At 70.4% G+C, this 23,038-nt stretch carries 20 protein-coding genes, 1 tRNA gene and 1 pseudogene; 13 read left to right on the top strand and 9 right to left on the bottom strand.

The genetic code is table 11. The features are described 5' to 3' along the window. Positions 1-138: 138 nt before the first annotated feature. The gene (locus ACFVGW_RS03930; protein WP_385850653.1) at positions 139-1,317 is read left to right on the top strand and encodes a low temperature requirement protein A; all 1,179 of its coding nucleotides are present in this window, start codon (positions 139-141) and stop codon (positions 1,315-1,317) included. Between the two features lie 33 nt (positions 1,318-1,350). On the opposite strand, the gene ACFVGW_RS03925 is transcribed toward ACFVGW_RS03930, so the two are convergent. Continuing rightward, entirely contained in the window at positions 1,351-1,485 is a 135-nt protein-coding gene (locus ACFVGW_RS03925; RefSeq protein ID WP_385851020.1) for a hypothetical protein, read from the bottom strand. Between the two features lie 135 nt (positions 1,486-1,620). Here ACFVGW_RS03925 and tap point away from each other — a divergent pair, with 135 nt between their 5' ends. Together tap and tpg are read left to right on the top strand one after the other, a co-directional pair. Further along, positions 1,621-3,876: a telomere-associated protein Tap gene (gene tap, locus ACFVGW_RS03920; protein WP_385850652.1), complete on the top strand. Its 2,256-nt coding sequence runs from the start codon at positions 1,621-1,623 to the stop codon at positions 3,874-3,876. A 9-nt stretch (positions 3,877-3,885) separates the two neighbouring features. Beyond that, positions 3,886-4,446, top strand: coding sequence for a telomere-protecting terminal protein Tpg (gene tpg, locus ACFVGW_RS03915; RefSeq protein ID WP_383220893.1), 561 nt, complete (start codon positions 3,886-3,888; stop codon positions 4,444-4,446). Positions 4,447-4,578: 132 nt separating this feature from the next. Here tpg and ACFVGW_RS03910 read toward each other — a convergent pair whose 3' ends face one another. Together ACFVGW_RS03910 and ACFVGW_RS03905 are read right to left on the bottom strand one after the other, a co-directional pair. Next, complete coding sequence (locus tag ACFVGW_RS03910; RefSeq protein WP_385850651.1) at positions 4,579-5,529, bottom strand: hypothetical protein; 951 nt, start codon at positions 5,527-5,529, stop codon at positions 4,579-4,581. 52 nt (positions 5,530-5,581) lie between these two features. Further along, positions 5,582-6,130, bottom strand: coding sequence for a GNAT family N-acetyltransferase (locus ACFVGW_RS03905; protein ID WP_385850650.1), 549 nt, complete (start codon positions 6,128-6,130; stop codon positions 5,582-5,584). A gap of 243 nt (positions 6,131-6,373) precedes the next feature. On the opposite strand from ACFVGW_RS03905, the gene ACFVGW_RS03900 reads away from it, so the two are divergent. Continuing rightward, complete coding sequence (locus ACFVGW_RS03900) at positions 6,374-7,711, top strand: MFS transporter (RefSeq protein ID WP_385850649.1); 1,338 nt, start codon at positions 6,374-6,376, stop codon at positions 7,709-7,711. A gap of 141 nt (positions 7,712-7,852) precedes the next feature. Here ACFVGW_RS03900 and ACFVGW_RS03895 read toward each other — a convergent pair. Continuing rightward, positions 7,853-7,930: transfer RNA gene (locus ACFVGW_RS03895), tRNA-Trp, on the bottom strand. 98 nt (positions 7,931-8,028) lie between these two features. Between ACFVGW_RS03895 and ACFVGW_RS03890 the strand changes: the two genes are divergently transcribed. Both ACFVGW_RS03890 and ACFVGW_RS03885 read left to right on the top strand, forming a co-directional pair. Further along, on the top strand, positions 8,029-9,198 hold the full coding sequence (locus ACFVGW_RS03890; protein ID WP_385850648.1) for a competence protein CoiA family protein: 1,170 nt from the start codon (positions 8,029-8,031) through the stop codon (positions 9,196-9,198). Positions 9,199-9,264: 66 nt separating this feature from the next. Further along, positions 9,265-9,990 carry a hypothetical protein gene (locus tag ACFVGW_RS03885; RefSeq protein WP_385850647.1) on the top strand — a complete coding sequence of 242 codons (726 nt, stop codon included), beginning with the start codon at positions 9,265-9,267 and terminating at the stop codon, positions 9,988-9,990. A gap of 33 nt (positions 9,991-10,023) precedes the next feature. Here the strand turns inward: ACFVGW_RS03885 and ACFVGW_RS03880 are convergent. After that, positions 10,024-10,902: pseudogene (locus ACFVGW_RS03880) on the bottom strand (IS5 family transposase). A gap of 627 nt (positions 10,903-11,529) precedes the next feature. On the opposite strand from ACFVGW_RS03880, the gene ACFVGW_RS03875 reads away from it, so the two are divergent. The 3 genes from ACFVGW_RS03875 (at position 11,530) to ACFVGW_RS03865 (ending at position 14,632) form a co-directional block, all read left to right on the top strand. Next, complete coding sequence (locus ACFVGW_RS03875) at positions 11,530-12,678, top strand: serine hydrolase domain-containing protein (protein ID WP_385851003.1); 1,149 nt, start codon at positions 11,530-11,532, stop codon at positions 12,676-12,678. Positions 12,679-13,054: 376 nt separating this feature from the next. Further along, positions 13,055-13,879, top strand: a complete 825-nt coding sequence (locus tag ACFVGW_RS03870) for a class I SAM-dependent methyltransferase (RefSeq protein WP_385850646.1) — start codon at positions 13,055-13,057, stop codon at positions 13,877-13,879. A gap of 285 nt (positions 13,880-14,164) precedes the next feature. Further along, a complete protein-coding gene (locus ACFVGW_RS03865; RefSeq protein ID WP_385850645.1) occupies positions 14,165-14,632 on the top strand; it encodes a DUF427 domain-containing protein in 468 nt (155 codons plus the stop codon). Between the two features lie 96 nt (positions 14,633-14,728). Here ACFVGW_RS03865 and ACFVGW_RS03860 read toward each other — a convergent pair whose 3' ends face one another. Beyond that, positions 14,729-15,160 (bottom strand): SRPBCC family protein, encoded by a 432-nt coding sequence (locus ACFVGW_RS03860; protein WP_385850644.1) that lies wholly within the window; start codon positions 15,158-15,160, stop codon positions 14,729-14,731. A 181-nt stretch (positions 15,161-15,341) separates the two neighbouring features. Then, a complete protein-coding gene (locus ACFVGW_RS03855; RefSeq protein ID WP_385850643.1) occupies positions 15,342-15,923 on the bottom strand; it encodes a hypothetical protein in 582 nt (193 codons plus the stop codon). Between the two features lie 219 nt (positions 15,924-16,142). Here ACFVGW_RS03855 and ACFVGW_RS03850 point away from each other — a divergent pair, with 219 nt between their 5' ends. The 3 genes from ACFVGW_RS03850 to ACFVGW_RS03840 all read left to right on the top strand — a co-directional run bounded on the left by ACFVGW_RS03850 (position 16,143) and on the right by ACFVGW_RS03840 (position 20,084). Continuing rightward, the gene (locus ACFVGW_RS03850; RefSeq protein WP_385850642.1) at positions 16,143-16,973 is read left to right on the top strand and encodes a glycoside hydrolase domain-containing protein; all 831 of its coding nucleotides are present in this window, start codon (positions 16,143-16,145) and stop codon (positions 16,971-16,973) included. 131 nt (positions 16,974-17,104) lie between these two features. Continuing rightward, positions 17,105-17,776 (top strand): adenosylcobinamide amidohydrolase, encoded by a 672-nt coding sequence (locus tag ACFVGW_RS03845; RefSeq protein ID WP_385850641.1) that lies wholly within the window; start codon positions 17,105-17,107, stop codon positions 17,774-17,776. A gap of 247 nt (positions 17,777-18,023) precedes the next feature. Beyond that, a complete protein-coding gene (locus ACFVGW_RS03840; protein ID WP_385850640.1) occupies positions 18,024-20,084 on the top strand; it encodes a hypothetical protein in 2,061 nt (686 codons plus the stop codon). A 136-nt stretch (positions 20,085-20,220) separates the two neighbouring features. Here ACFVGW_RS03840 and ACFVGW_RS03835 read toward each other — a convergent pair whose 3' ends face one another. After that, a complete protein-coding gene (locus ACFVGW_RS03835) occupies positions 20,221-20,469 on the bottom strand; it encodes a UBP-type zinc finger domain-containing protein (protein ID WP_385850639.1) in 249 nt (82 codons plus the stop codon). Positions 20,470-20,825: 356 nt separating this feature from the next. On the opposite strand from ACFVGW_RS03835, the gene ACFVGW_RS03830 reads away from it, so the two are divergent. Then, the gene (locus ACFVGW_RS03830) at positions 20,826-21,374 is read left to right on the top strand and encodes a hypothetical protein (protein ID WP_385850638.1); all 549 of its coding nucleotides are present in this window, start codon (positions 20,826-20,828) and stop codon (positions 21,372-21,374) included. 299 nt (positions 21,375-21,673) lie between these two features. Here ACFVGW_RS03830 and ACFVGW_RS03825 read toward each other — a convergent pair whose 3' ends face one another. After that, positions 21,674-22,702 (bottom strand): hypothetical protein, encoded by a 1,029-nt coding sequence (locus ACFVGW_RS03825; protein ID WP_385850637.1) that lies wholly within the window; start codon positions 22,700-22,702, stop codon positions 21,674-21,676. Positions 22,703-23,038: the final 336 nt, after the last annotated feature.

Genomic DNA, 23,038 nt, shown 5'->3' with positions numbered 1-23,038 from the left:
GACCACCCGTAGCGCGACACTTACATGTACATGCAGTGAACGAGCGCCGTAGGCGACCGTACGCCAGGAGGCCACAACGGCGCGGCGCGCCGCCTGACCGTCCGGGGCTCATGAGGGATTCGTCCGATACTCACCGTCATGACCGCTCAGCACGCCGCAGCGTCCGACCCGGGCCCGGACTCCGACGGTGAGTCCGAACGGCACGCCTCATGGCTGGAGTTGTTCTTCGACCTCATCGCCGTCGCCGGTGTCGCCCAGTTGGCCCATCTGCTGCACGGCGCACCCGACCACGCCGACCTCGCCCTGTACTGCGTGCTGTTCCTCGCGTTCTGGACGGCGTGGATGTGTTTCACGACGTACGGGAACGTGGCGGCCGACAAGGTCCACACCCGCACCGTTCTCATCGGCATGTTCGGACTCGCGGTGATGGCCGCGGCTGTGCCCGAGGTCCGCTCGGACCACGGGGACGCCTTCGCCCTCGCCTATGTCTTCGTCCGTCTGCTCGCCTCACGGGTGTGGCAGGGGCGCGGCGAGGTCCCGGCGGACTGGCCGATGGCGCAGCTCTCGGCGGGTGTCACACCGTGGATCGTCTCCGTGTGGGCCGAGGATCCCGTGCGGTACTGGCTGTGGGCCGGCGGGCTCGCCATCGATCTGACCCTGACGTTCGCCATGTCGGGCAACCGGCTCATGGCGCGGCTCCGGAAGCAGCAGGAGGCGGGGGACCGGAGTCATGGGAGGGACGGAGAGCTCCTCCGGGCCGCCCGCTTCGACCCACGTCATCTGGACGAGCGGCTGGGCCTGTTCACCCTGATCGTGCTCGGCGAAGGCATCGCGCAGGGTGTCGAGGCGGCCTCGGGCGCCGAGTGGAACGCCGATCTGGGCAGCCTGTCCGTGGGGTCCTTCGCTCTGCTGCTGGCGCTGTGGGCCCTGGCGGTGCGCCGCTCCAGCGGCGTTCCCCTCCTCGGCTTCGGGGTGCTGGCTCCGCGTTTCTCCCTGCCGATGCACTGCGTGGCGACCGGCGCCCTCGCGTCCCTGGCCGCCGCCCTGGGCGCTGCGGTGGAGCACGTGGAGGGACGGCTGCCGATCGGCATGCGGTGGCTGATGTGCGGGGCAGTCGCCGTGTTCCTGGGCGTCGGTCTGGTGGCCGGAGCACTGTCAGGACGAGGCGCGCGCTGGGTGGTGGCGGTGGGCCTGCCCATGATCGCGGTACCCCTGCTCCTCGCCGCCTTCGCCGAACGATGGTCGCCCGCGAGTCTGGTGTGGGCGCTCGTCCTGGTGACCCGCTGGAACTGGCTGTACGAGAAGCGCTTCGCGTAGGGCCCAATGGCGACCGGTCAGCGAGCGATCCGGTCAGGGAGCCTCACCCTCGGCGGCGCGGTCGGCGCTCGGGATGACGTTGCGGCCCAGGATCTCCCGCTCCACGCGGTCGGCCCACCGGCCGTAGCCCGACTCGCGCAGCAGCGTACCGCCCGGTCCGCCGTACACGCAGGACCGTCCTCGAGACTGGGATTCCTCTGACCACTCCCGACCCGGTGTCGATAATCGGAGGATAAATCTGACGAACAACTGGAGTGCGAATCTGTGAGCCGGCTGCGCTAACGTTCGCACTGGAGGTGAAGGATGCCGACAGAGGATGAGCTGTTCGCAGCCGTGGACGCGCTGCTCGCCGGAGAGCCCGAGCTGCCCGGGCCCGCCGAGCGGGCTCGGCTGCGCGAAGCCGCCGGTATCACCCAGGCCCGGCTCGCACAGGTGCTGCAGACCACGGCGCAGACCGTGAAGAACTGGGAGGCCGGCCGCGCCGAACCCCGCCCCCCACGCCGCCAGGCCTATCAGCGACTTCTGGACGGCTGGTCCGCTCAGTTCCCGCTCGACAACAACTCCACGCCGCCCGAGCCCGACACGGCCGAGCCGGAAGGCGCGGAGCCGGACGCGGCCCTCACCGGCCCGGCGACCTCGGCGCAGGGAGCGGTCGAGTCCGCAGGCCAGGTCCCGGTCGCTCCGGCGGCTGTGGCTCGACCGGCCACTGTGACCGGACCGGCCGAGCAAACCGTGCCGCGTCCGGCACGAACCGCCAGGAGCGCCTCGCCGTCACGCCGTTCCGGCGATCATACGGCGGCGCAGGTGGCAGCCCCGGTGCCCGGCACCGACCCCCGGTTCACCCACGGCCCGCTCGCGGTCGTCGACGTCGACGAGTCCGGGCAGGTGCTGGCGTACTGCCCCGGCGGCCTGGTCCTGGACGTGCCCGCGAAGAGCCTCTCCTCCCTGATGGACTGGACCCTCGTCGAGGCCAGACTCGGGCAGCCGAAGCTCTCCGGCCCCGGCAAACCGGCCGACCCGCTGCTCGTGCTCACCGAGGCCGCGCTCGAGCGCTACGGCCTGCCGGCCACCCTCACCGACGAGGAGCGGCATGCCGGACGTCTGCCGGAAGACCACAAGGTCATCAAGCAGCTGGTCCGCGCGGAGTGGAAGCTGACCAAGCGTGGGTTCGGGTCATGGGCGCGGATCTACCGCCCGGCCGTCGGCTCGGAGCGTGCCTGCGTCCAGTTGTGCATCCCCTCGTGGAACGCGCTGGACACCCGGCATTGGGGCGAGGCCGGGCAACTGCCCCCGGCGGAACTCGCCCGGCTCCTGGGCGTGTACGCGGCCAGGGTGATGACGCCCCGCGGTTCCACCGCCGTCACCGGCCTGGAGCTGATGACCGCACTCCACCCACCGACCCGCGCCTCCGAACAGGACGCCGACGGCAAGCGGCACTCCGAGCACAACCCCGGATCGCTGGGGAAGGACCCGGTGGACTGCGCGCCGTGCGAGGCCCCGGACGGCCACCCGCTGCTGAAGGACCTGCCGCGATTCCATGTCCGCGGCCCGGCGGAGAAGCTGTTCGAGGAGGCGTACGACTGGGCCCGCCCCCTCACCGACGCCGAATGCCTGCGCCGCCACCTGGTCGGCATCGACGTGAACATGGCCTTCGCCGCGGGCGCCAACGGCCTGAACCTCGGCCTCGGAGCCCCGTCGCACGTCAAGGCCCCGACGTTCGACCCGAAACTCCCGGGGAGCTGGCTCGTGGACCTGTCGCACGTCGACCTGTCCCGGGTGAAGGTGGGCAAGGACTGGGCAGATCTGGACGGCAGCCTGCTGCCGAGCCCCTTCACGCCGAAGGGCGAGCGCCCCGAAGGTCCGGCCTGGTACGCCACGCCGACCGTCGCGTACGCGGTCGAGCTCGGCTACGAGGTGCGTCCACGGGAAGCGTGGGTCCGGTACGACAACGGCCGCTACCTGGACCGCTGGTACACCCACCTGCGTGACGCCTACCTCGCGACGATGGCCGACCTCGGCGTCGACGCCGATCTGCCGCCGCAGGACTTCCTCGCGGCGATGGACGAGTACAGGAGCCGTGACCCCGAGCTTGCCGTCGTCGCCTCTGCGATCAAGGCGACGGTGAAGGGCGGTCTCGGGAAGCTGCGTGAACGCCCGCGCGGGGAGGGCTGGCGGCCGGGCGAGCCGTGGCGCGCCCTCTCCCGCCCCACCTGGCGGCCGGACATCCGCGCGGCGGTCATCTCCCGCACCCGGATCAACCTGCACCGGAAGATCGTCAAGCACGCGTCGTTCACCGGGCAGTACCCGGTCGCGGTCCTTTCCGACTGCGTCGTCTACGCGGCCGACGGGCCCTCGCCGCTGGACTTCCTGCCGTACCGGGAGGGCAAGGCGCTGCCGGGCGGCTTCAAGCTCGGCATCAACCCCGGTCTGGTCAAGCACGAGGGAACCCAGGACGTCCTGTGGGGCGAAGAGGTCCGTGAGCGGTTCGACGCCCCGGAGCTCAACCTCGCCCGCTACATCAAGGACGGCTCCGTCACCGACGTCGACAGCGGAGAGTAGGAGAGGGCGATGAGCCTGTTCGGGGACGGCCTGGACGCCGCCGTGCAGAAGACGTTCACCCGCCCGGCGCCCAAGAGCGCCGGTGCGCAGATGCGGTACCTGGTGAAGCAGTTCAAGGGCAGCACGAAGGCCGTGTCCGAGCTGCTCGGCATCACCCAGCGCACGGTCGAGCGCTACGTGAAGGACCAGATCAAGCGACCCCGCGCCCACCTCGCCGCCACGATGGACAGCGAGGTGAAGAAGCGGTGGCAGCCGCAGATCCGCGCCAAGGCGCGGAAGAAGGCGGCGACGACCGACGGGATCGTCATCGACACACGCGCCCGCCTCGGCTACACCGCGCCGATCGGCTCCACTGACCAGGACCGGATCCGCCACCTGACCGTCGCACTGCCGCCCCACCACGCCGCTCGTCTCTTCGACGCACAGGAGCAGGGCGCCACCGAGGACCAGCTCCGGGAGATCGCGGCCGAAGCCCTCAAGGAGGTCTACTTCCAGGACGGCGGCCGCCGTGCCGGCTCCCTCGAGGAGGTCCGCATGCTCGATGTCCAGCACCTCGAATTCGAGCTGTAGGGCACGCTTACAGAGCAGCCGGCCCACGCCGACCCGACGGCAGCGGCTCGCACCCACAGAGCGGTCCGCCACGGACCCTCTGGAAGTTGTGACGTACAGACGAACCCAGGCCTGGCATCGGCCTCTCACCCCTCAAGCGGTCCACGGCTTCCCGCGTGAAGGAGACTCGCCGTCGATCTCGCCTTCAGGCCCGGCCCCGCCTTCACCATCGTCCTCGTGGTCGGAAGCCCGGTAGTGGTACGCGTCCACCCACCAGTCGTCGTCCATCCAGTCCGCGTCGTCGTCACCGCTCTCCTGGGGCTGCGGGTCGGTGCCCCGCCACCTGCTGTGGTCGGCGATGCTCCGCAGGACGTGCGACCGCTGCTGCTCGTCCAGCGCCACGAGGGCGGGATGCGACGCGGCACGGGCCCGGTCGCCCAGAGGGTCCTGCAATGCCGTGCGGTCGCGGACGGCCTTGTGGGCATCGTCGGCGTACCAGAGCGCCGCCAGGCCGGCGGCGGCGACCGCCGCGGCGGCCCATTCCAGGACTCCGTGCGGGTGCGCCATCACCAGCAGCACGCCCGCCAGCAGCCAGAAAGTGACGAGCGTGACGACTCCCGTGCAGGCGCAACAGGCCAGCACCGGCCGCCCCTCACCGTCCGGCATGCGCGGGATCTCGGGCAGCAGGGCGTCCTGCTCGTTCCGGTACGCGATGCGCCGCGACTGGTACTCCTCGTCGCACCAGTCGATCCATCCGATCGACACCGGCTCGGGATCGTGCCGACGTACGGCCTCCAGCAGGGCGGCGGGGAGCGTATGAAGCGTATGGTCGGGCACCCGGCCGGGGTCGCGCCCCGCCTCGGTCAGGAGCGCTGCCCCTTCTCCGTCGATGTCGAGGTACCCGCCGAGCAGCAGCTCGGCGGCGGCCGCCTCCGTTGCCCGGGACACCATCGCGGCGGCGTGGTACGGCTCGAGCCGCAGCGCGGTGACGGTCGCGAGGATGTCGCGCCGGATCCGGCGCCGACGCCTCCACTGCAGGCCGATGGCGCCGTACACGGCGATGGCCACGGTCAACACCGATACGGCCAGGACGAATTGGAGCACTCCCCGAGGCTACGTCCGCGGGCGCGGCAGCCGGCACGGATTTTTGGGTGGCTCAAGCGACGCAGTCCGGGCCGTTCTTCTCGCGCCACTCCTCTTCGAGGATGCTGAACATCTCAGAGTCCCGCCAACCGTCCCGGATCAGCGTGGTGTGACGATGACGTCCCTCCCACGTCATGCCGAGCTTGCCGAGCACCCGTGCCGACCCCAGGTTCCGCGGGTCACACGTCGCATAGATGCGGTGGAGGCCGAGTTCTCGGAACCCTCCGGCAAGCAGTTCCTGCCCGATCGCCGTCCCAACGCCCTGGCCCCAGACCCGAGGATGTACGGCATAGGTGATCTCTCCCTGACCATGTCCGCGGCTCCGGATGTGGAGTTCACCCATGCCGACCACTTCGCTCCCGAGGCGCGCTGCATAGGCGAACCGATGCTGAGGCGAGCGAGCCCAGGCCTCGACCGCCGTCGCCACGAACACGCGCGTCTGCTCTTCCGTGTTCGGTCCCCAGGTCTGGAAGCGGCAGGTCTGGCTGAGGGAAGCCCAGGAATGGACAGCTCGCCAGTCTGCGAGCTCGATTCTGCTCAAAGTCACCGCATGCCGGGCCACCCGCCGATCCTGCCAGATGCTCGCAGCCAGAGCGTGTTGCTCCCCGGGAACCCCGAATTCGCGTTCTCAGCAAATTTTCTCGCCGATCGACGCCCGCGCGTCCCAGCCTGGGCGGCAGACGACTTCGGCCGGCAGACGGACCGGAGCAGGAGGGGGATACCCGTGGCGACAACCACAACCACAGCCACAACCACAGCCCCGGCCACCGTGCCACCCGCGCTGAGCGTGAGGAGGCGTTGGACGGTGCTCGCCGTGTGCGCGCTGAGCATGTTCCTGGTCGGGGTCGACACGACGATCGTCAACGTCGGGCTACCGGACATCGGACGCGGTCTGGGCGTCGGAACCCATGCTCTGCAATGGACCGTTGACGCCTACACGCTCGTCCTCGCCAGCCTCCTCATGGTGTCCGGCGCACTGGCCGACCGCTTCGGCCGACGCCGGGTCTTCCGGTCCGGCCTCGCCGTCTTCGGCCTGGCGTCCCTCGCGTGTGCCTTCGCACCGTCGCTCGGGGTACTCGTCGCAGCCCGTGCCGTCCAGGGAATCGGCGCCTCGATGCTGAGCCCCGTGGCACTGGCGATCGTCGTGAACGCGATGCCGGACGCCCGTGAGCGCGCGCGGGCGATCGGGGTATGGGCAGCGGTCTTCGGGCTCAGCATGGCGGCGGGTCCTGTCACCGGCGGGGCGCTCATCGCCTCGTTCGGCTGGCGGTCGGTGTTCTGGATCAACGTCCCGGTCGTCGTCGCAGCCCTCGTCCTCGTCGCCGTCTTCGTACCGGAATCCCGCGCCGAGCGTGCCCGGCGGCTCGACCTGCCCGGCCAACTCCTCCTGACCGCGGCCCTGTTCCTCGGCGTCGGCCTGCTCATCGAAGGCCCTCGCATCGGCTGGGCATCGCCCGCCGCACTGACGTGTGACGTCCTGATCGTCCTCGTCGCAGTGGCCTTCGTCAGAGTCGAGCGCCGCACGCCCGAGCCGCTGATGGATCTCGGGCTGTTCCGACGACCGGCCTTCACCGCCGCCGTACTGGGCGCCGTGTCCGTGTTCGTCGCGCTGAGCATCAGCCTCCTGCTCACGACGCTCTACCTCCAGCAGGCCCGCGGATGGACACCGCTCGCATCGGGCGTCGCGACCCTGCCCATGGCGCTCGGCGCCACCCTGTGCGCCCCCTGGTCCGGCATCCTGGTGGGGCGCTGGGGGCCCCGGATTCCGCTGCTCGTCGCAGGCGGCTTCACCGCGGCCGGCGGTCTGTGCCTGGTGAACCTGGACCAGAACACGGACCTGCCGCTTCTCCTGACGGCCTTTCTCCTCATCGGCGTCGGCTTCGGCTTCGCCAACGCACCCCTGACCAACACCGCCGTGAGCGGCCTGCCACGCTCCCAGGCCGGCGTGGCCGGGGCGATCACGTCCACCGCGCGCCAGGTCGGCTCGGCGGTCGGCATCGCGCTCGCAGGTGGCCTGGTCGCGGGGGTCGCCCCGGCAGGACTGGCCGAAGCCTCCCGCACCGGATGGCTGCTCCTGTCCGCCTGCGCACTCCCTCTCTTCGCCGCGGCCCTGACGACGCGAACAACGCCCGCCCAGACGTGATCCGTGCGCCGCGCCGCCTCGCGAACCGGCAGGCCCGCCTGCAGAGTTCCGGATTCCGGGGCAGAGACGCCTCCGTACCGTCGGCAACCCGGCGCCCGTGCACGTCGGGAGCCACGGCGGGACCATCGCGATCGAGGTATATGGCAGGGGCGGCAGGATGTGAACCTGCGGCGCGCGGGTTTGGAGTCCGCTGCTCTGGCCTGGCTGAGCTACGCCCCTTCGTCGAGAGGAGCTTGGCACCGTGGCTGTGGCGCACGCCACCTGTTTTCACGCCGCCGGACGGCGTGGAGCCGGCCGGGCCGGGGAAGCCTCCGGCAATGCCGTTCACCGCCCAGCACGCCGAGCACGGCCGGCTGGACGCCACCCAGCCCGATCTGGGCTGTGGGGTGAGCTGGGAGGCGATCCATCGGGCCCGGGCTCCCTTGCACTGCCCGGCGTGCGAAGGGCAGATGGTTGCCCGGCGCTCGGTGCTGGGCCTCCCGCACTTCGCCCACCGCCGACGGACGCCCGACTGCCCGCTCGCGGGGGAGAGTGTGGAGCACCTGCTGTTGAAGTCCGACCTTGCCACCGCGGCCCGCGCGGCCGGCTGGGACGCCGTCCTCGAGGCTGCCGCGCCTCACGGCGCCTGGCGGGCGGACGTGCTGGCCGTCTCCCCGGGCGGACGCCGGTTCGCGTTGGAGGCCCAACTGTCGCCGATCACCGAGGACGACGTCCTGGAACGTACGGAGCGGTACGCCGCGGACGAGGTGGAGGTCTGCTGGTTCGACGACCGGGAGCGCCCCCGGCCGTGGATGACCGCTGTCCCTTCGCTGCACGTCACCAAGGCGGCTGAAGGGCGGCGGTCGGTGCGTGGCGTGATCGCCCGGTACACGACCGAGGACTCCTGGAGCGCGGTCGCGGACATATCCCTGGACGACGCGGTGGGGTGGATCCTCGAAGGGCGCGTCGCACCCCACGAGGAACGGTACGTGCAGGGCGCCTTCGCCCCTGGCGGCGACGTCTACCGGGGCCGGTTCTGGACGGCACCGCGCTATGCGGCTGCAGCGGAGGAAGAGGCAACGCGCCGGCACGCGGAACAGCATGCGGATGAGGTCCGGTGGAACCAGGAGGAATCCGCCCGGAAGGCGCGGGCGGTGGCGTACAAGCAGTTCTGGGCCCGGACGGGGATCGGGTCGGCATGGTGGCAGACCTTCGAGACGATCGTGCAAGGCGCCCTCGGTGATGACACGTTCTTCGGGGCGCCGACTGCCGTCTACGGAGACGGCAGGCCGCTGTACGCGAAGGCGGGCGCAGGGCTTCGCGTCGTCGCGGTGGCCCTGCCCGCTCGCCTCGGAGTGTGGGCGGAGACGACACCGATCGTCGTCGACGACGTGCCGGCGCTGAACCGGATGGCCGAGCTGGCCTTCTGTGACACGAAGGTGTTCGTCGCGGCCCCGGACGCGGGGTCGTTCGAGTGCTGGTGGGTCCGTCCGGGCGGCGTGTACTAGGGCCTGTCCGATGAGTCAAGAACAGGGACGCCCGATCAGGCCGTCATGAGGCGCTTTAATGCCCAGGTGGTGAACTGGACGCAGATGCACGACTGCTACGGGGATGTCGATCGAGTCCCCGTGCTCCTGGAACAGGTGGAGCTCGAGGACGATGCCGAAGCATGGAAGGAACTGGGATACCGGCTGGTTCTCGAACACGACCTCGTCTTCCCCGCCAGCTTTGCCGCCTTGCCGCGCCTGATGTGCCTTGCCTCTAGGAGCGCGCGGGCGCGTGGACTGGCGGGAACGATTCTGCGGTGCGCGGCAGGACATCATGGCTGCGATGATCTGCTGGCGAACTGCGCCGACGAGATCTCCGGGTTCCGCGAGTTGCTGGACCGGCACCTGCAATCGCGGCCGGTCGACTACCTCCCGGCCTTCCTCGATTCGCTCGCGGCCATGGAGGAGTACCACTGGAGTGCCGTCCTGGGGGACTTCACGGACGACTTCTACCACCTGGCGTGCCCCCACTGCGCCGTGGAAGTCACGATCGCCGTCGGGGACCACGGGCGCTATTCAGCGATCCGGGACTGGAACCTGGGCGACGTGGACCGCCGTGACCTACGGCCGGCGCCCTCCGAGGCGCTCTCCGGTACCGGCCGGTGGATGTACGAGACTGCCGTCCGCGACGGGCGCGAGGCACTCGCTGACGGAATCGCCTACCTCTTCGGCAAGGCTGAATGCCCACGTTGTGCCAGCGTGTTCGACATCGCGGCCGAGTACACATCCGCCAACCGACCCGTCCTGCGGTAGGCCAGGGCGGAGAGGAAGCAGGCGAGAAGGGGCTCAAGTGCGGAGCCAGAGCCGGATCGCGGTGACGGTCACCGTGCCGTGGACGACGTAAGCCGTTTGTCGAATCGAGTGGCCATGGCACGGAAGCCCTTGAGGGCGTTGTCGTGCGCTCGACCTCGTTCCTGCGGGCATACCGGGTCCGGTCGATTCCGGTGGGTCGCCCGCCCTTGCTACCGCGTTTTGCCGGTGGGCTTGCTGGTCGCGGTGCTCGGGGATGGTGTGCCAGATCTGTGGGCGTCGCAGATAGCGGCGGTTGTGGCGGGAGCTATACGCCTTGTCGCCGCTGAGATGCTCCGGCCGAGTGCAAGGGCGCCCGCTGGCCCAGCGAGGCACGCGGACGCGCTCCAGTACCGGGATCATCTGCGGTCCATCGCCTGCCTGCCCCGGTGTGATCAGCACGGCCAGCGGACGCCGCCCGCCTACACCCACCAGATGAATCTTCGTGGTCAGCCCTCCTCGGGAACGGCCCAGCCCTTCGTCGTCCCGATTATGAGCGGGCCGACTTCGCCTCCCGGGGACACACGGAGGCTGCTTGCGTGCACCGGCCGCGTGCTGATGCGCCCGGCAGACCGGCGAGTCCACCCCCGCCATCGTCCAGTCGAGACGGCCCTCGCTATCGGCGTCGGCTTGGACGGCCTGCAAGATCCTGTCCCAGGTGCCGTCCGCCGACCACCTGCGGTGCCTGTCATGCAACGTCTTCCATTTGCCGAATCGCATGGGCAGGTCCCGCCACGGGATGCCGGTCCGTTGCCGGAAGAGAATGCCGTTGATCACCACCCGGTGGCTCTTCCACCGCCCGCCTCGGCCTGCGCTCCTCGGCAGGTGCGGCTTCAGCCGGGCCCACTCCGCATCTGTCAGATCACCCCGCCCCACAACGAACGGAACGATTCACCAGTCAGCCTGTCACGCGACCCCTCGGACACGGCCTAGCGGGGTTCGGGGCGGGGCGGGACGGGCGCGGCGCGTGAATCCGGATGGGGATCACCACGATGGCGCGGGGATGCGTCCGGCGACTGATCGTTGGGCCCGCGTGGTGGGCGACCGATCCGCTCAACCAGGCTGCCGCACAGTTCCTGGGCGGAGACGAGGGACGCGTACCGGAGGTGACTTCCAGCGTGCGGTTCCTGCGACAAGGCCGACCGGTAAGGCGCCGGGACTTCGCAACACCCCTCGGCGTGCCGGATGACGTCGTAGAAGGTGTGGGAGGGGCGCCGGATGCGGGGACTCGTTCCGTCCCATCGCCGCGGCACGCTCCTCGATTGCCCGGCGCGCCGCCTGTGCGGCGGCTTCGTCCTCGAAGAAGCCCTCGGAGGCCTCCGGCGGACGCGGCGACTAGCCCGCATGGAGCACGGGGCGGGCGCATCCCGACGGTGCGTCCGATGCTGGGGCGGACCCTCTGAACCGGGCGCGGGCCCTCAGAACCAGGGCCCCCGCCCGGCGTCCCGCGAAGGAGCCCACGTGTCGGCACGCTCTGAAGTCCGTTCCCGTTCGCGCGCACGCATGCGGCTGTCCGTCGTAGGCCTGGCCGCGTCCGCGGTACTCGCCGCCCTCGTCCAGCCCGCACAGGCCACGGCCACGCCGCAGTCCCCGGACGGGGCGCTGCAGCAGCAGCTGAACGATCTCGTCCGTACGGCCGGAGGGCCGCCCGGAGTGATCGTGCTGATGCGGCAGGGCGACCGTAAGGCGGTCTACCGTGCGGGCGTCGCCGACACGACGACGGGCCGCCCGCCCCGTACCACCGACCACATGCGGATCGCGAGCGTCGCCAAGGCCTTCAGCGGAGCGGTCGCCCTGCGCCTGGTGGACCGGGGCAAGCTGAATCTCAACGACACGATCGGCAAGCACCTGCCGTCCCTGCCCACCGGATGGCATCAGGTGACGCTCCGCCAGCTGCTCAACCACACCAGCGGCCTGCCCGACTTCTCGACGGCGCCGGCGTTCCTCGAGATCCTGCAGGAAGACCCCCGGCATCACTTCGACTCCCGCCGGCTGCTCGACTTCGTCGCGGGCGACGACCTGGTGTTCCCGCCGGGATCGCGGTACGAGTACTCGAACTCGGACAACATCGCCGTGGCGCTGATGGCCGAGGCGGTCACGGGGCAGCGCTACGAGCGGCTGCTCGACCGGCTCGTGTACCGGCCACTCGCCCTGCGGCAGACCAGCCTGCCCCAGGGCTACCGCCTGCCCAGGCCGTATCTGCACGGCTACGACGTGACACCGCCTGCCCCGCCGGAGGACATCAGCGAGGTCCTCAGCGCTTCGGGAGTCTGGGCCTCCGGCGGAATCGTCTCGACGCCGAAGGACCTCAACGCCTTCATCCGTGCCTGGGCCGGCGGACACGGCTTCCTGTCGAAGGAGACCAGGCACCAGCAGCGGACCTTCATCCCCGGCGCAGCCTCGGAGCCCGCCGGCCCCGGAGTCAACGCCGGCGGACTGGCGATCTTCCGCTACACGACGCGCTGCGGCACGGTGTACGGCCACACGGGCAACTTCCCCGGCTACACCCAGTTCGCGGCCGGTACCGCGGACGGCAGGCGCTCCCTCACGTTCTCGATCAACACCCAGACCAGCAAGAGCATGAAGCCGGAGCTTCTGGCCAAGGTCCGCGCCGTCCAGGAGGACTTCGTCTGCGCCCTGCTGCGACGCTGACGCCGTGCTCGTCCCGAAACAAGGTCAGGCTCGGCCAGGACGGAGCCGTCGGAGTACGTACTCCGACGGCAGGCACAGCGTCCGGACAACCACGTTCGTGGCGACGAAATAGACAAAAGGTCCCAGTCCTCGCGGCCGTGGCGACGCAACAGACGTCGCCGCAACGGGCCACCAACCACGACCACCGACCACGGGCCACCGACCACGAACAGGACCGGTGCGGCAGCGACCGCACCGACAGTCACGGCGAGCCGGACCGCCTGAACCCGAGGACACTCTCCACCCGCATCGCCTCAGTCTGCCCGCAGGGGACGCCTCGGCGCGTCACCCTCTTGGCCCCGCCCCCGCCGGCCTCCGCAGGGTAGGGATGAGGGACATGAGCAACGAGCATGCCGCCCCCCAGAACCTGAAGGCCAAACACCGGGCGATGTGGGCCCTGGGCGACTACCCCGCCGTGGCGACGCAGGTCATTTCCGAGCTCGGGGACGTGCTGGTACGGGAGTGTGGCATCCGGCAGGGTGACCGTGTCCTCGACGTCGCGGCCGGCTCCGGGAACGCGGCCATCCCCGCCGCCCTTCTCGGTGCCGACGTCGTCGCCTCCGACCTCACCCCGGAGCTCCTGGAGATCGGGCGCAACCTCGCGGGGGAGCGCGGTGCGCGCCTCGACTGGCAGGAGGCGGACGCCGAGGCCCTGCCCTTCGCGGACGGCGAGTTCGGCACGGTCATGTCCTGCGTCGGCGTGATGTTCGCCCCGCACCACCAGGAGACGGCCGACGAACTGGTCCGGGTCTGCCGCCCGGGCGGCACCATCGGCCTGATCAACTGGACCCCGGAGGGGTTCATCGGGCAGATGTTCGCCACGATGCGCCCGTACGCTCCACCACCCCCGCCCGGCGCCCAGCCGCCGCCTCTGTGGGGTGACCCGGACCACGTCCGCTCCCTGCTGGGGGACCGGGTGACGGACATGGAAGCCCGCCGGCAGCCGCTGCGAGTCGACCGGTTCGCGCGACCGGAGGAGTTCCGGGACTTCTTCAAGGCCTGCTACGGACCGACCATCGCCACGTACCGCTTCATCTCCGAGGACCCGGAACGGGTGGCCGCCCTCGACGAAGCCCTCGCCGAACTGGCCTCGCAGCACCTCGCCGACGGCGCCATGGACTGGGAGTACCTGCTGGTCACAGCCAAGCGGGCGGACGCGTAGGCACGCGTAGGGACTCCTAGGAGGAAGTCGAGCTGCCAGGCCGAGCGCGGGAGCGCGCGAGCGGCGCCGGTGCACACGGCAGTCATCGGCCGCCGGCGCGATGCACCGACTGCAGGGTGCGATCTGCACCACGCGCTCGGCAGACGAACCGCTGCAGTACGCGCTGCCGGAACGCCACCCGGCTTCCGTCGTACCGAGCAGAGCCCCGCTGCATCCCAGTGCATCCGCCCCACGGGGCCGCTGCGAAGTCCTGGTAGGACGTATGGGAGGAACGGGGTGTCCGCCATGCCTGGTCGGGAGTCGGTCTGGGACTATCCGCGTCCGCCACGGGTCGAGACGGACAGTCGCCACCTGGCCGTGGTGGTGGGTTCCGTGGTCGTCGCATCCACGAACGAGGGGCTGCGCCTCCTGGAGACCAGCCATCCTCCGGCCTTCTACTTCCCCCGCGGTGACGTGCGCATGGAGTACTTGCGCACGTCACCGGACATGACGGTATGCGAGTGGAAGGGCACGGCGACCCACTGGGACATCGCGGTCGGCACGACGCTGGTACGCCGGGCTGCTTGGAGCTACGAGAGACCGAGGGACGCGTACACGGCTATCGGGGGGCATCTCGCGTTCTACCCGGGCAAGGCTCTCTGCACGGTCGACGGAGAAGCTGTCGCGTGCCAGCCGGGTGACTTCTACGGTGGATGGATCACCCCCGAGATCGACGGGCCGTTCAAGGGCGGGCCCGGCACACGGAGCTGGTGAGACCTCCACCGGGTGTTCGACCTTGGGCAGCCTGCCTCACCAGATCCCGTACGCGACCAGCCTCGGACGGTGCGTGAGCCGGCCCGACGCGACGACTCAGGTCTCGGTGCCGCCGCGCTCCTCGACGAAGGTCTTGAATCGCTTGAGGTCGCCGGCGATCTTGCGGTCGATGAAGCCGAGTTTGTCGGCGACGTTTTCCGCCAGTCCGTCGGGGTCGAAGTCCATGCGCAGGGTGACCTCGGTGTGGGTGGGATCGATGGGGTGGAAGGTGACGACGCCCGACTGGTCGCTCTCGCCTCCGACCGTGACCCAGGAGACCCGCTCGTCAGGGATCTGCTCGGTGATCTCGGCATCGAACTCCCGGTCCACCCCGCCGATCCTGGTCACCCAGTGGGTGAGGATGTCGTCCACCTTCTCGACGCTCTCCACGCCGTCCATGAACTGAGGGAACGTCTCGAACTGTGTCCACTGGTTGTAGGCAGTACGAACGGGGACGTCGACCTCGATGGATTCCTTGACCTGGGACATGGCGTGGACTCCTTACGGTGCGCCCGCGAGACGCGGCCGCTCTTCTGGGGCGGGTGAATACCTGCCCGCTCGCAGTGATGACTTGTCGGCCGCAGCCGTGAACCGCTCGGACGGCCGCGTCATGGACCGATTCCCGGTCAAAGCCGCATGTAGCACCTGAGCGAGCCAACCGACCCGCACGTCACGAATCCCCGGAGGCGCCCCGCCCGCTGTCGGAGACGATGCTCGAGCAGGGCTTGACGCTCACCGGGCAGGAGTTCCACAGCTCCACCCCCACCCTCATCAGTTCCAGTACCGCCCGCTTCTCCGCAGGTGTCCACGCGGCGTACTCGTCCCCGAACAGCTTCTCGTACGCACTGTCATGCACCGCGTCCTGCTGGGGCAGCTGACGGACCTCGTCGAGTCCTCGGGCCAGATCCTCGAAGAAGTTCCACGCCTCCAGCACGGCACCCGAGGGGACGCGCCGGCGCTCCGGGGCCTCCAGCCAATGCTGAACTCGGGTGAGCTCCAGGGTGTCGGCCCCGGAAGCGGCCAGTCCGCGCCCCCGTCGGATCGCATACACCCGTGCCTGCCGAACGGTGGTGAACACCGGCACCCGACAGCGATCAGCTTCTGGCAACGACACCACCTGATCGGGTTCGTCGCCCCTGCCGCCGACCCACAGAACCACCCCACTGCGGCCGAGCCCGCGCACCCGATACGCGTAGAGACTCCCGCGGCGACGCCCGGACGCGAACACGTCTGCCATCTCGCTCTTTCCCACGCCCTCACCCTGGCACGACCCCCGAGAACCCTCGCGGAATTTCTCCGCAACGACTGTCGTGATCGGCAAACCACAGAGTCACAGGGCCACTGGCCTCACCACCCAGCCTCCGGACCCAGCCTGCGGACCAGCCTCCGGGCGGGTCGCAGGTGCTCCACTTCCGCCGGTTAGGGTGATCAAGCTTCGGACTGCCGGAGCTGGATCCGATGGGGGTGGGGGATGGCCAAGCACCGGCTGTCGAGAAAGGGCCGATACGTCGCTTGGGCGGCAACCGGTGTCGTCGTTGCAGCGGGGGCGGGGATCGCGGCACAGACTTCGATGGCGGCGCCGGCGTGGCCGACGCAGAAGACCTACACCGGCCGTGCTTTCGACGCCTGCACAGCGCCCTCCTACAACGCCATGAAGGCGTGGAAGAAGGACGGCTACTACGGCGGCGTCGCCGTCTACGTCGGAGGAAAGAACCGAGGCTGCGCCCAGCCCAACCTCACGAAGTCCTGGGTCAAGTCGGTCGACTCGCTCGGCTGGCGGGTCATCCCCCTCTACGTCGGTGCCCAGCCGCCGTGCCAGAAGAGCCGGAACAAAGAGCGGTTCACCGCGGCCACCGCGCACTCGATGGGTGTGAGCAACGCCAACGACGCGATCGCCAAGGCCTCGGCCCTCGGCATCCGCCCCGGGAGTCCCATCTACCTCAATATGGAGTCGTACGACATCGCCGACAAGGCGTGCAACGACGCCACCTTGACCTACGTAAGGTCCTGCACCAAGACGCTGCGTGCCAAGACCTACCGCGCGGGCCTCTACGGCTTCAGCACCTCGAGCGCCAAGGCGATCGCCACGGCCAAGGACCGCACGGATCTGCCCGGCAACCTCTGGTACGCCCTGTGGAACGGCCGAGAGACGACCACACAGGACTGGCCCTGGGATCCGAAGCTGTACACCAACCACAGCCGCGCCCACCAGTACAAGGCCAACAGCAGGGAAAGCCGCGGCGGCCACACCATCACCGTCGACCGCAACGCCTGGGATGCCCCGGTCGCCATCATCGGCTGACCAACGGTCCACAACCGCCCTGCCGCTCCCGCCTCGGCACCCCGCCGGGGCAGGGTGATGCCGCCCGCAGCGAGAACTGGGCTCCGTCTACGATCGGCCGGCCGTTCTTCCCCCTAAGGAGTGACCCTCCGGTGACCGCCGTGCTCCCGCCGCCCGACACCGCCACCCCGTTGCTGTCCATGCAGCAGCTGGGCCGTATGGAAGGTGGTGAGCGGCTGCACGCTCTGCTGTGGCGGGCGGGGCCCGGTTGGCGCATGATCAGCAGCGCGGTGCTCGGTGGCGGTCTCGGAGAACGTGCATGGGTGCTCAACGCCCAAGTTTCCCACGGCTACCAGCGCACCGACCCGGACCGGCACCTCGCCGACCTGGCCGCGGCGGCGGGTGCCGGTGGCGCGGGAGTGGGGTTGCTGACGGCCGCGGACGTCACGGCACATGGCCAGGCCGCAGACGGCGGCGCGCAAGCCGTTGCCACCGCAGGCGTCACGGTCCGCGGCTGGGCGGCCTCGCCTGCGGAAGGCACGGTGCACCCTGCGGCGCCGGGAACCATCAACATCATCGCGGCGCTGCCGGTAGCCCTGAGTGACGCGGCACTGGTCAACGCAGTCGCCACCGCCACTGAAGCGAAGGTTCAGGCGCTCCTGGACGCCGGCTACGACTGTTCCGGCACACCCACCGATGCCGTGTGCATCGCCGCCCGCGTCCCGAGCCCGGGCGAGGAGGTTCACGCCTTCGCCGGGCCCCGCTCGCTGTGGGGTGCACGCCTGGCCCGCGCCGTCCATCAAGCAGTCCACGCCGCCATGTGAGCCGGGCACGGTGCCCGACGTCGCCGGTGTAGTCCCGCGCCGGCGCCGACGGGACCACCGCATGCGCCGGACTGTACGGGGCCCGGTCCGTCACCCCGGCGTCACCGCACTGCGCCATCGGCAGGGGGCCGGGCCGAGGAAGGCGGCCCCGTCAGACGAGCCCGCGCCCCCGCCGCCCACCCTGGCGGGGGCACGACCGGTCACCCGTCTGAGGTGACCGGGCCGGGCGCCGAGTCGTTGGCCTGTCATGCGACACGACCGTTTCCACGGCACCGCGATATCCCGCGACCGTGCCCGCCCTCGTCCCTGGTCTCACCCCCGCCTCCTCCGACGGGGCGGAATCGGCGGCGGTGGCGGCCCCGCTCGCCCGCGTCGCGACGACGCCGAGGCCGTGCTCGTCGAGCAATATCCCCGGCTGCTCCGGCTCGCCCACCTGGTCCTTCCGCCCGGGCTCGGCCGCCACAACCGCGTACTCGTCGCACATGCCCTCGTACAGAAATCCCTTGCCGGAGCCCGGCGTTCGCGACCCGGACCAAGGGTCCCCGCCCAAGGCGGCTCCTCGAGTCAGGTGCTGGAGTGGCTGCAGGATCGGGTGGTGGCCGCGGCTCTGCGGGCTGCCACGCGAACTCGCCCGTTCTCGGTGCGGCCCCTGTTGCCCTCGGTGCTGGGACTCCGGCTGTTTCCTGGCGCCGGGGGTGACGGGGAGGCCGCGCTCGATCGCGCACTCGGGGGAGTCTCCCCTGAGGTGAGGGCCGCCTTCGCCCTCCTCGTCCTCGAAGAACGTGACACGGGATCCGCCGCCAGGCTGCTCGCCGCCGCGCGCGTACGGGAGCCGGCGGAGGCCCTCAAGGAGGCCGAACGCCTCCGCGACGCCGTGGGCAGGGATGCTGAATCGCTCCTGCAAGGGGCCCAGTTCGACCCTTGCACCGTACAGATTCGCCCCACGGACCTGTTGCGGCGTCGACAGCGGACGCGCCTGGCAGCGCTCGCCGCCGTGCTCGCCGTCACCGCGAGCGGGGTACTGGTCCTGCGCGCGGCCCCGGCCACCGACGCCCCGAACCTCGCCCAAGGTCCCTCCGCGGTCTCCAGCCGAGCGACCGACCCACAGCAGCTCGTACGTGCACCCGCGCAGCGCTGGGCCGACACCGCCCGCGTCGACCTGACCACGTGGCCCGCCCGAGGCACGAGGACGGACGACACGCACCTCCTGGCCCGCGCCCTCGGCGCCTGGTCCACCGGCGGTGACCGCTCCGGTACGCGAGTGACCGGCGTGGCGGGCACGCCGACGGCTCCGCCCGTCGCACCTCCGCGGCTCCTCTACGCCGGAACGGTCGACGGATCCGCCGTCGTTCTCCTGTACGACGAGCAACGGGTCGCCCGGTACACCGAACCACTCGTCGGCCGGGGACCGGCGGTCCTCGAACTCGCCCGAGCCGACGACACCGACGTCACCACCGGCGCGGCCCTCGTCGTGAGCAGGAAGGCAGGAACCGCCCGATTCCTGCTTGCTCCCTGGATCGACCAGGGTTCCGTACGAGACCTCCGGCACCCCGATCTGCCGGCCCGCCCGCTGACGGTGACCGCGGACGGCGCCACCATCTCCGTACCTGCAGTGCCGGGCGACTGCGGTCGGGTACCTGTGGTGGAGCTGCGGTCCTCGACGCGCATCGTCGAGGACCACGCCTTCCTCCTGGCGGACCTCGGAGGGCTGGCCCCGGCCCACCTGACCTGGACCCCCGGACCGGGCACCGGGGCCCCGGCGCGCCAGCCCCGAGAGGCGACCTCCCCGGCGGGCCTCGACGCCTGGGCCCGCTCCGCCTGCACGCTCCCCGCCCTGCGCGACAGCGGCGTCCGCGCGGTCAACCGGTGGGAGTTCGCCCGCCAGAGCCTCCCCGAACGCGGCGGTCCCGCAGACTGGACGTGCCTACGGGCGGAGAGCTGGGAGGGAAGCGCCCGCGTGACGGTTGCCCTGGAAGTGCGGGCAGGCGACGCCCTGCCGGTGCGGAGCCCCCGTCCGGAGCCGGCGGACACGGCGGCGTGCAGCAGGTTCGGGCAGCACATGCTTTCCGGTACGTACTGGACGGCACCCTCCGGCGCGCGCTACTACCTGGCCGCGGGCAGCCGGCACCTCTCCGCGCTCACGGTCCGCGGTGCCGTCTCCGCAACGGCACGCGGCCCGGCCTTGGCCGTGCGCGCGGAAGACGACGGCCCCATCCGACTCATGGGAAGGCTGCCTGACAGCACTCGACTCCACGGCTGGGGTGAGCAGGCCGACACAGGCTCGGAGGCTTCCCAGGGACGGCGATGATCGCGGACTTGCGCGGCGCACCTGATGGGGCCGGCGGTGCTGAGGGCCGTGATGCGTGGACCGGGGCCGTGTCGCGCCCGTGTGCCCCGGCGACCGACGGCGACTCCGCCCCTGGCCGCGCTCCACGGGCGACGCCCTAGGTCTGGGGCGCCTCGACCAGGAAGAGCTCGTCGACGTAGCACCAGCCCCACTTCTCGTCCGGATCGAGCGAGAGGACGACCGGATGCCCCGTTGCCGCATGATGGCTGTAGGCGTGCCGGCCCCGCGAACTGTCGCAGCACCCGATGTGTCCGCACGTCGTGCACCAGCGCAGCCTCACCCAGCTCCAGCCGAGGGCACGGCAGTCCTCGCACGCGTCGCCCGGGTGCTCGGACGGTCGTTTCACCGCGAGGAGATGCGCGCAGGTACGGCCCTCAGGCCGCCCGGCATCGGGTGCCACCGTCCACAACCCCTCAGCTTCCACGGCACGCTCCCGCCTTCGACTCCGCCCTCGGCTCTGTCTTCCGAACTACGGACGGCAATGGATGCGCCCGGTGCGCCGAGCCCTGGGTCTTGACGCGCTTCGTTTCGCAGGGCGGAGCCGGTCGGATGATTGTCGGCGTCGGGCTCCACGTGTATTCATCACTGCGATTGATCGCCGGCGCAGCAAGAACATGATGCCGAGTGGCATGCCCATAGGGGGCCCCGGGGACCCCGGACACACCATCCTTCCCCGCACGAGAAATGACGGAAAGGCGCGACATGCTCCCGATGGACCAGATCCGCGCGCTCCTCCTGGAGCACGACGACCCTCGCCACCTGGAACGCCCCGCGGATTTCGACCTGGACGCTTCGCGGGACTGCTTCGCCCGGCTTGCAAGCTCCCTCACAGAACGCTTCGGACACTCGTGCTCCATGGGCCTGGCTCAGGACGCCAGTTTCTACGGTGTCATCCATGTCCCAGTGGACGCGACGGGCCTTGCCCAGTCCATGTCGGTCGCGATGAGCAACTTCGGCAGACACTTCGTCACCGCCCATCTGGTGGCCGGTGAGCGGGTACCCAGCGGCGAAGCGGGCCTGACCGAGGAGTTGGTGACGTGGCTCGACGGCATCTGTACGGCGGCGGGGTGCACCTTCGTACCGGCCGAGCTGCTTCGCGAACCGTACGACGGACCGTCGGTCCTGGAGGCGCACCGAGACGAGGAGCTGGTGAGAGCGCTCGCGGCCGCGGGCGAAGTGGCCGAGGACGGCGACGATGAGGAGGAGATAGGAAACGCGTACTGGCACGACCGGTACTTCCAGTACATGTGAGACATCTGCGACTCCGTCAGCCGCCAGCGATGCTGCCGCGGCAGCGTTCGCCCTCGTTGCGTCCACGCTCTGACGGAAGGGGGGCCGCTTCGCGTACAGCCCAGGTGCATGCCCCCAGCTGCTGCCGTCCGGCGTCGGCGAAGTCCGTGACCTGCCAGCTCTCCGCCAACGCCTCCGTGTCGTCGATGCCAGTGAACCCGGCCGCCCGCACGAGCCGGTGCAGCCCCCATGGATGTGGACCGGGCCGTCAGTGATCAGCCAGAATTACCCATGGCCCAGGTCGTCGGCTGTTCGGGTGTCTAACGGTCAGGCCTGCGGAAGAGGCCGAGTGACTTCGTGAGGGACTTCAGCGGTGAAGTGTCCTGCTCGGCCGTAGCCGGCGCGGGTGTCCTGGGTGCGTTGTTGCCGCTGGTGGCTTCGGCGAGCGCGGCGTGCGCCGACTCGGCGGCCTCGCGATACAGGTCGCAGGATGCCGTCATGGCTTTGAGCGCTTCGGCGTATCGCGTGACCATGGCCCGTGCGTGGACGAGTTCCTCATCCGGGGTGAGCAGGTGCCAGCCTTGGCGCAGTCGTGTCAGGGCTTGTTCGGCGCCGTCCGGCAGCGGTCGTGGCAGTGACGCGAACTCCACGATCTTCTGCAGGAGTTCGGTCGGCTCGGTGCCGTCCAGGAAGACGTCACCCACGGTGAAGCGTTCCGCGTCGTAGCCCGGGGTCGGCGGTGTGGAGGGCAGGACGACGGCCCCGCCGCGCGGCAGCCCCACGCCCAGCTCGCGCTTCGTCGCGAAGTCTGCGATCAGGGCCTGCTCAGGCGTGGCCCGGTGCTCGATCACCCTGTGTTTGAGGCTCGGTGGCAGGAACGCCGTGACCGGCCGCCGCCCCAGCGCGTCCGGCGTCATCGCCTCGTGCACCACGACATGGATGAACCAGCTCTGCCGGGTGTAGTCCCGCAGCACGCGCCGCAGCTCGCCGTCGTCCTTGGGCAGGTAGTTGACCGTCCGCAGACGCCCGCCCGCCACCTTGTCGTGATCCCAGGCGACCTGCTCGCTGTCGGGCCAGAACACGGTAGCGGGTGACGGCCAGCTCGCTTGCCACGCCCCTTCCGCCTCGGCGGCCAGCACCCAGGCGACCTCGCTCTCCTTCTCGACGCGGCGGGACTCGGGCTCATAGGTGGTCAGCTGAGCGCGCACGGTGACGTTGCCGGGCACGCGCCAGCGTGCTTCGAACACGCGACGGGCCGAGGGCCCGGGGTCGGCGGACTCGTCCCGGGGGAACATATCGGTCGAGCGGGCCGCCTCGACGGGGTCGAGGTCGACGAAGTCGTCGATCACTCTGGCCGCCTTGAGAGCGAGCAGGTTGCGTCGTACGTCACGCTCGGCGTCGGGCCCGACGTGACGCCCCCGTCCGAGCCATACCGTGTCAGGGGCAGTGGTCGATGGAGAGGTGCTCTTGGCCATGGAACCGTCCAGTGGGTGATCGGGGGGCTCGACGACCAGTATGGTCCGCGGCCCGAGCGACGAAGTCCACCGGTCCACCGGGGCGGGGGGAACATGCTTCCTGGCGATACCTCTCGCCGCTGGGCCAGGCCTCGTCGTACGCCGTGTCGTGGAGCCCGGCAGCGCCCCGGACGGCACCTGCCACCTGCAGTCGCGCGGGCCCCACTGTGA

It is taken from the genome of Streptomyces sp. NPDC127129, assembly GCF_042671585.1.
In the GTDB taxonomy this organism is placed as follows: Bacteria; Actinomycetota; Actinomycetes; order Streptomycetales; family Streptomycetaceae; genus Streptomyces.
This window is presented reverse-complemented; position numbering and strand designations above follow the sequence as displayed.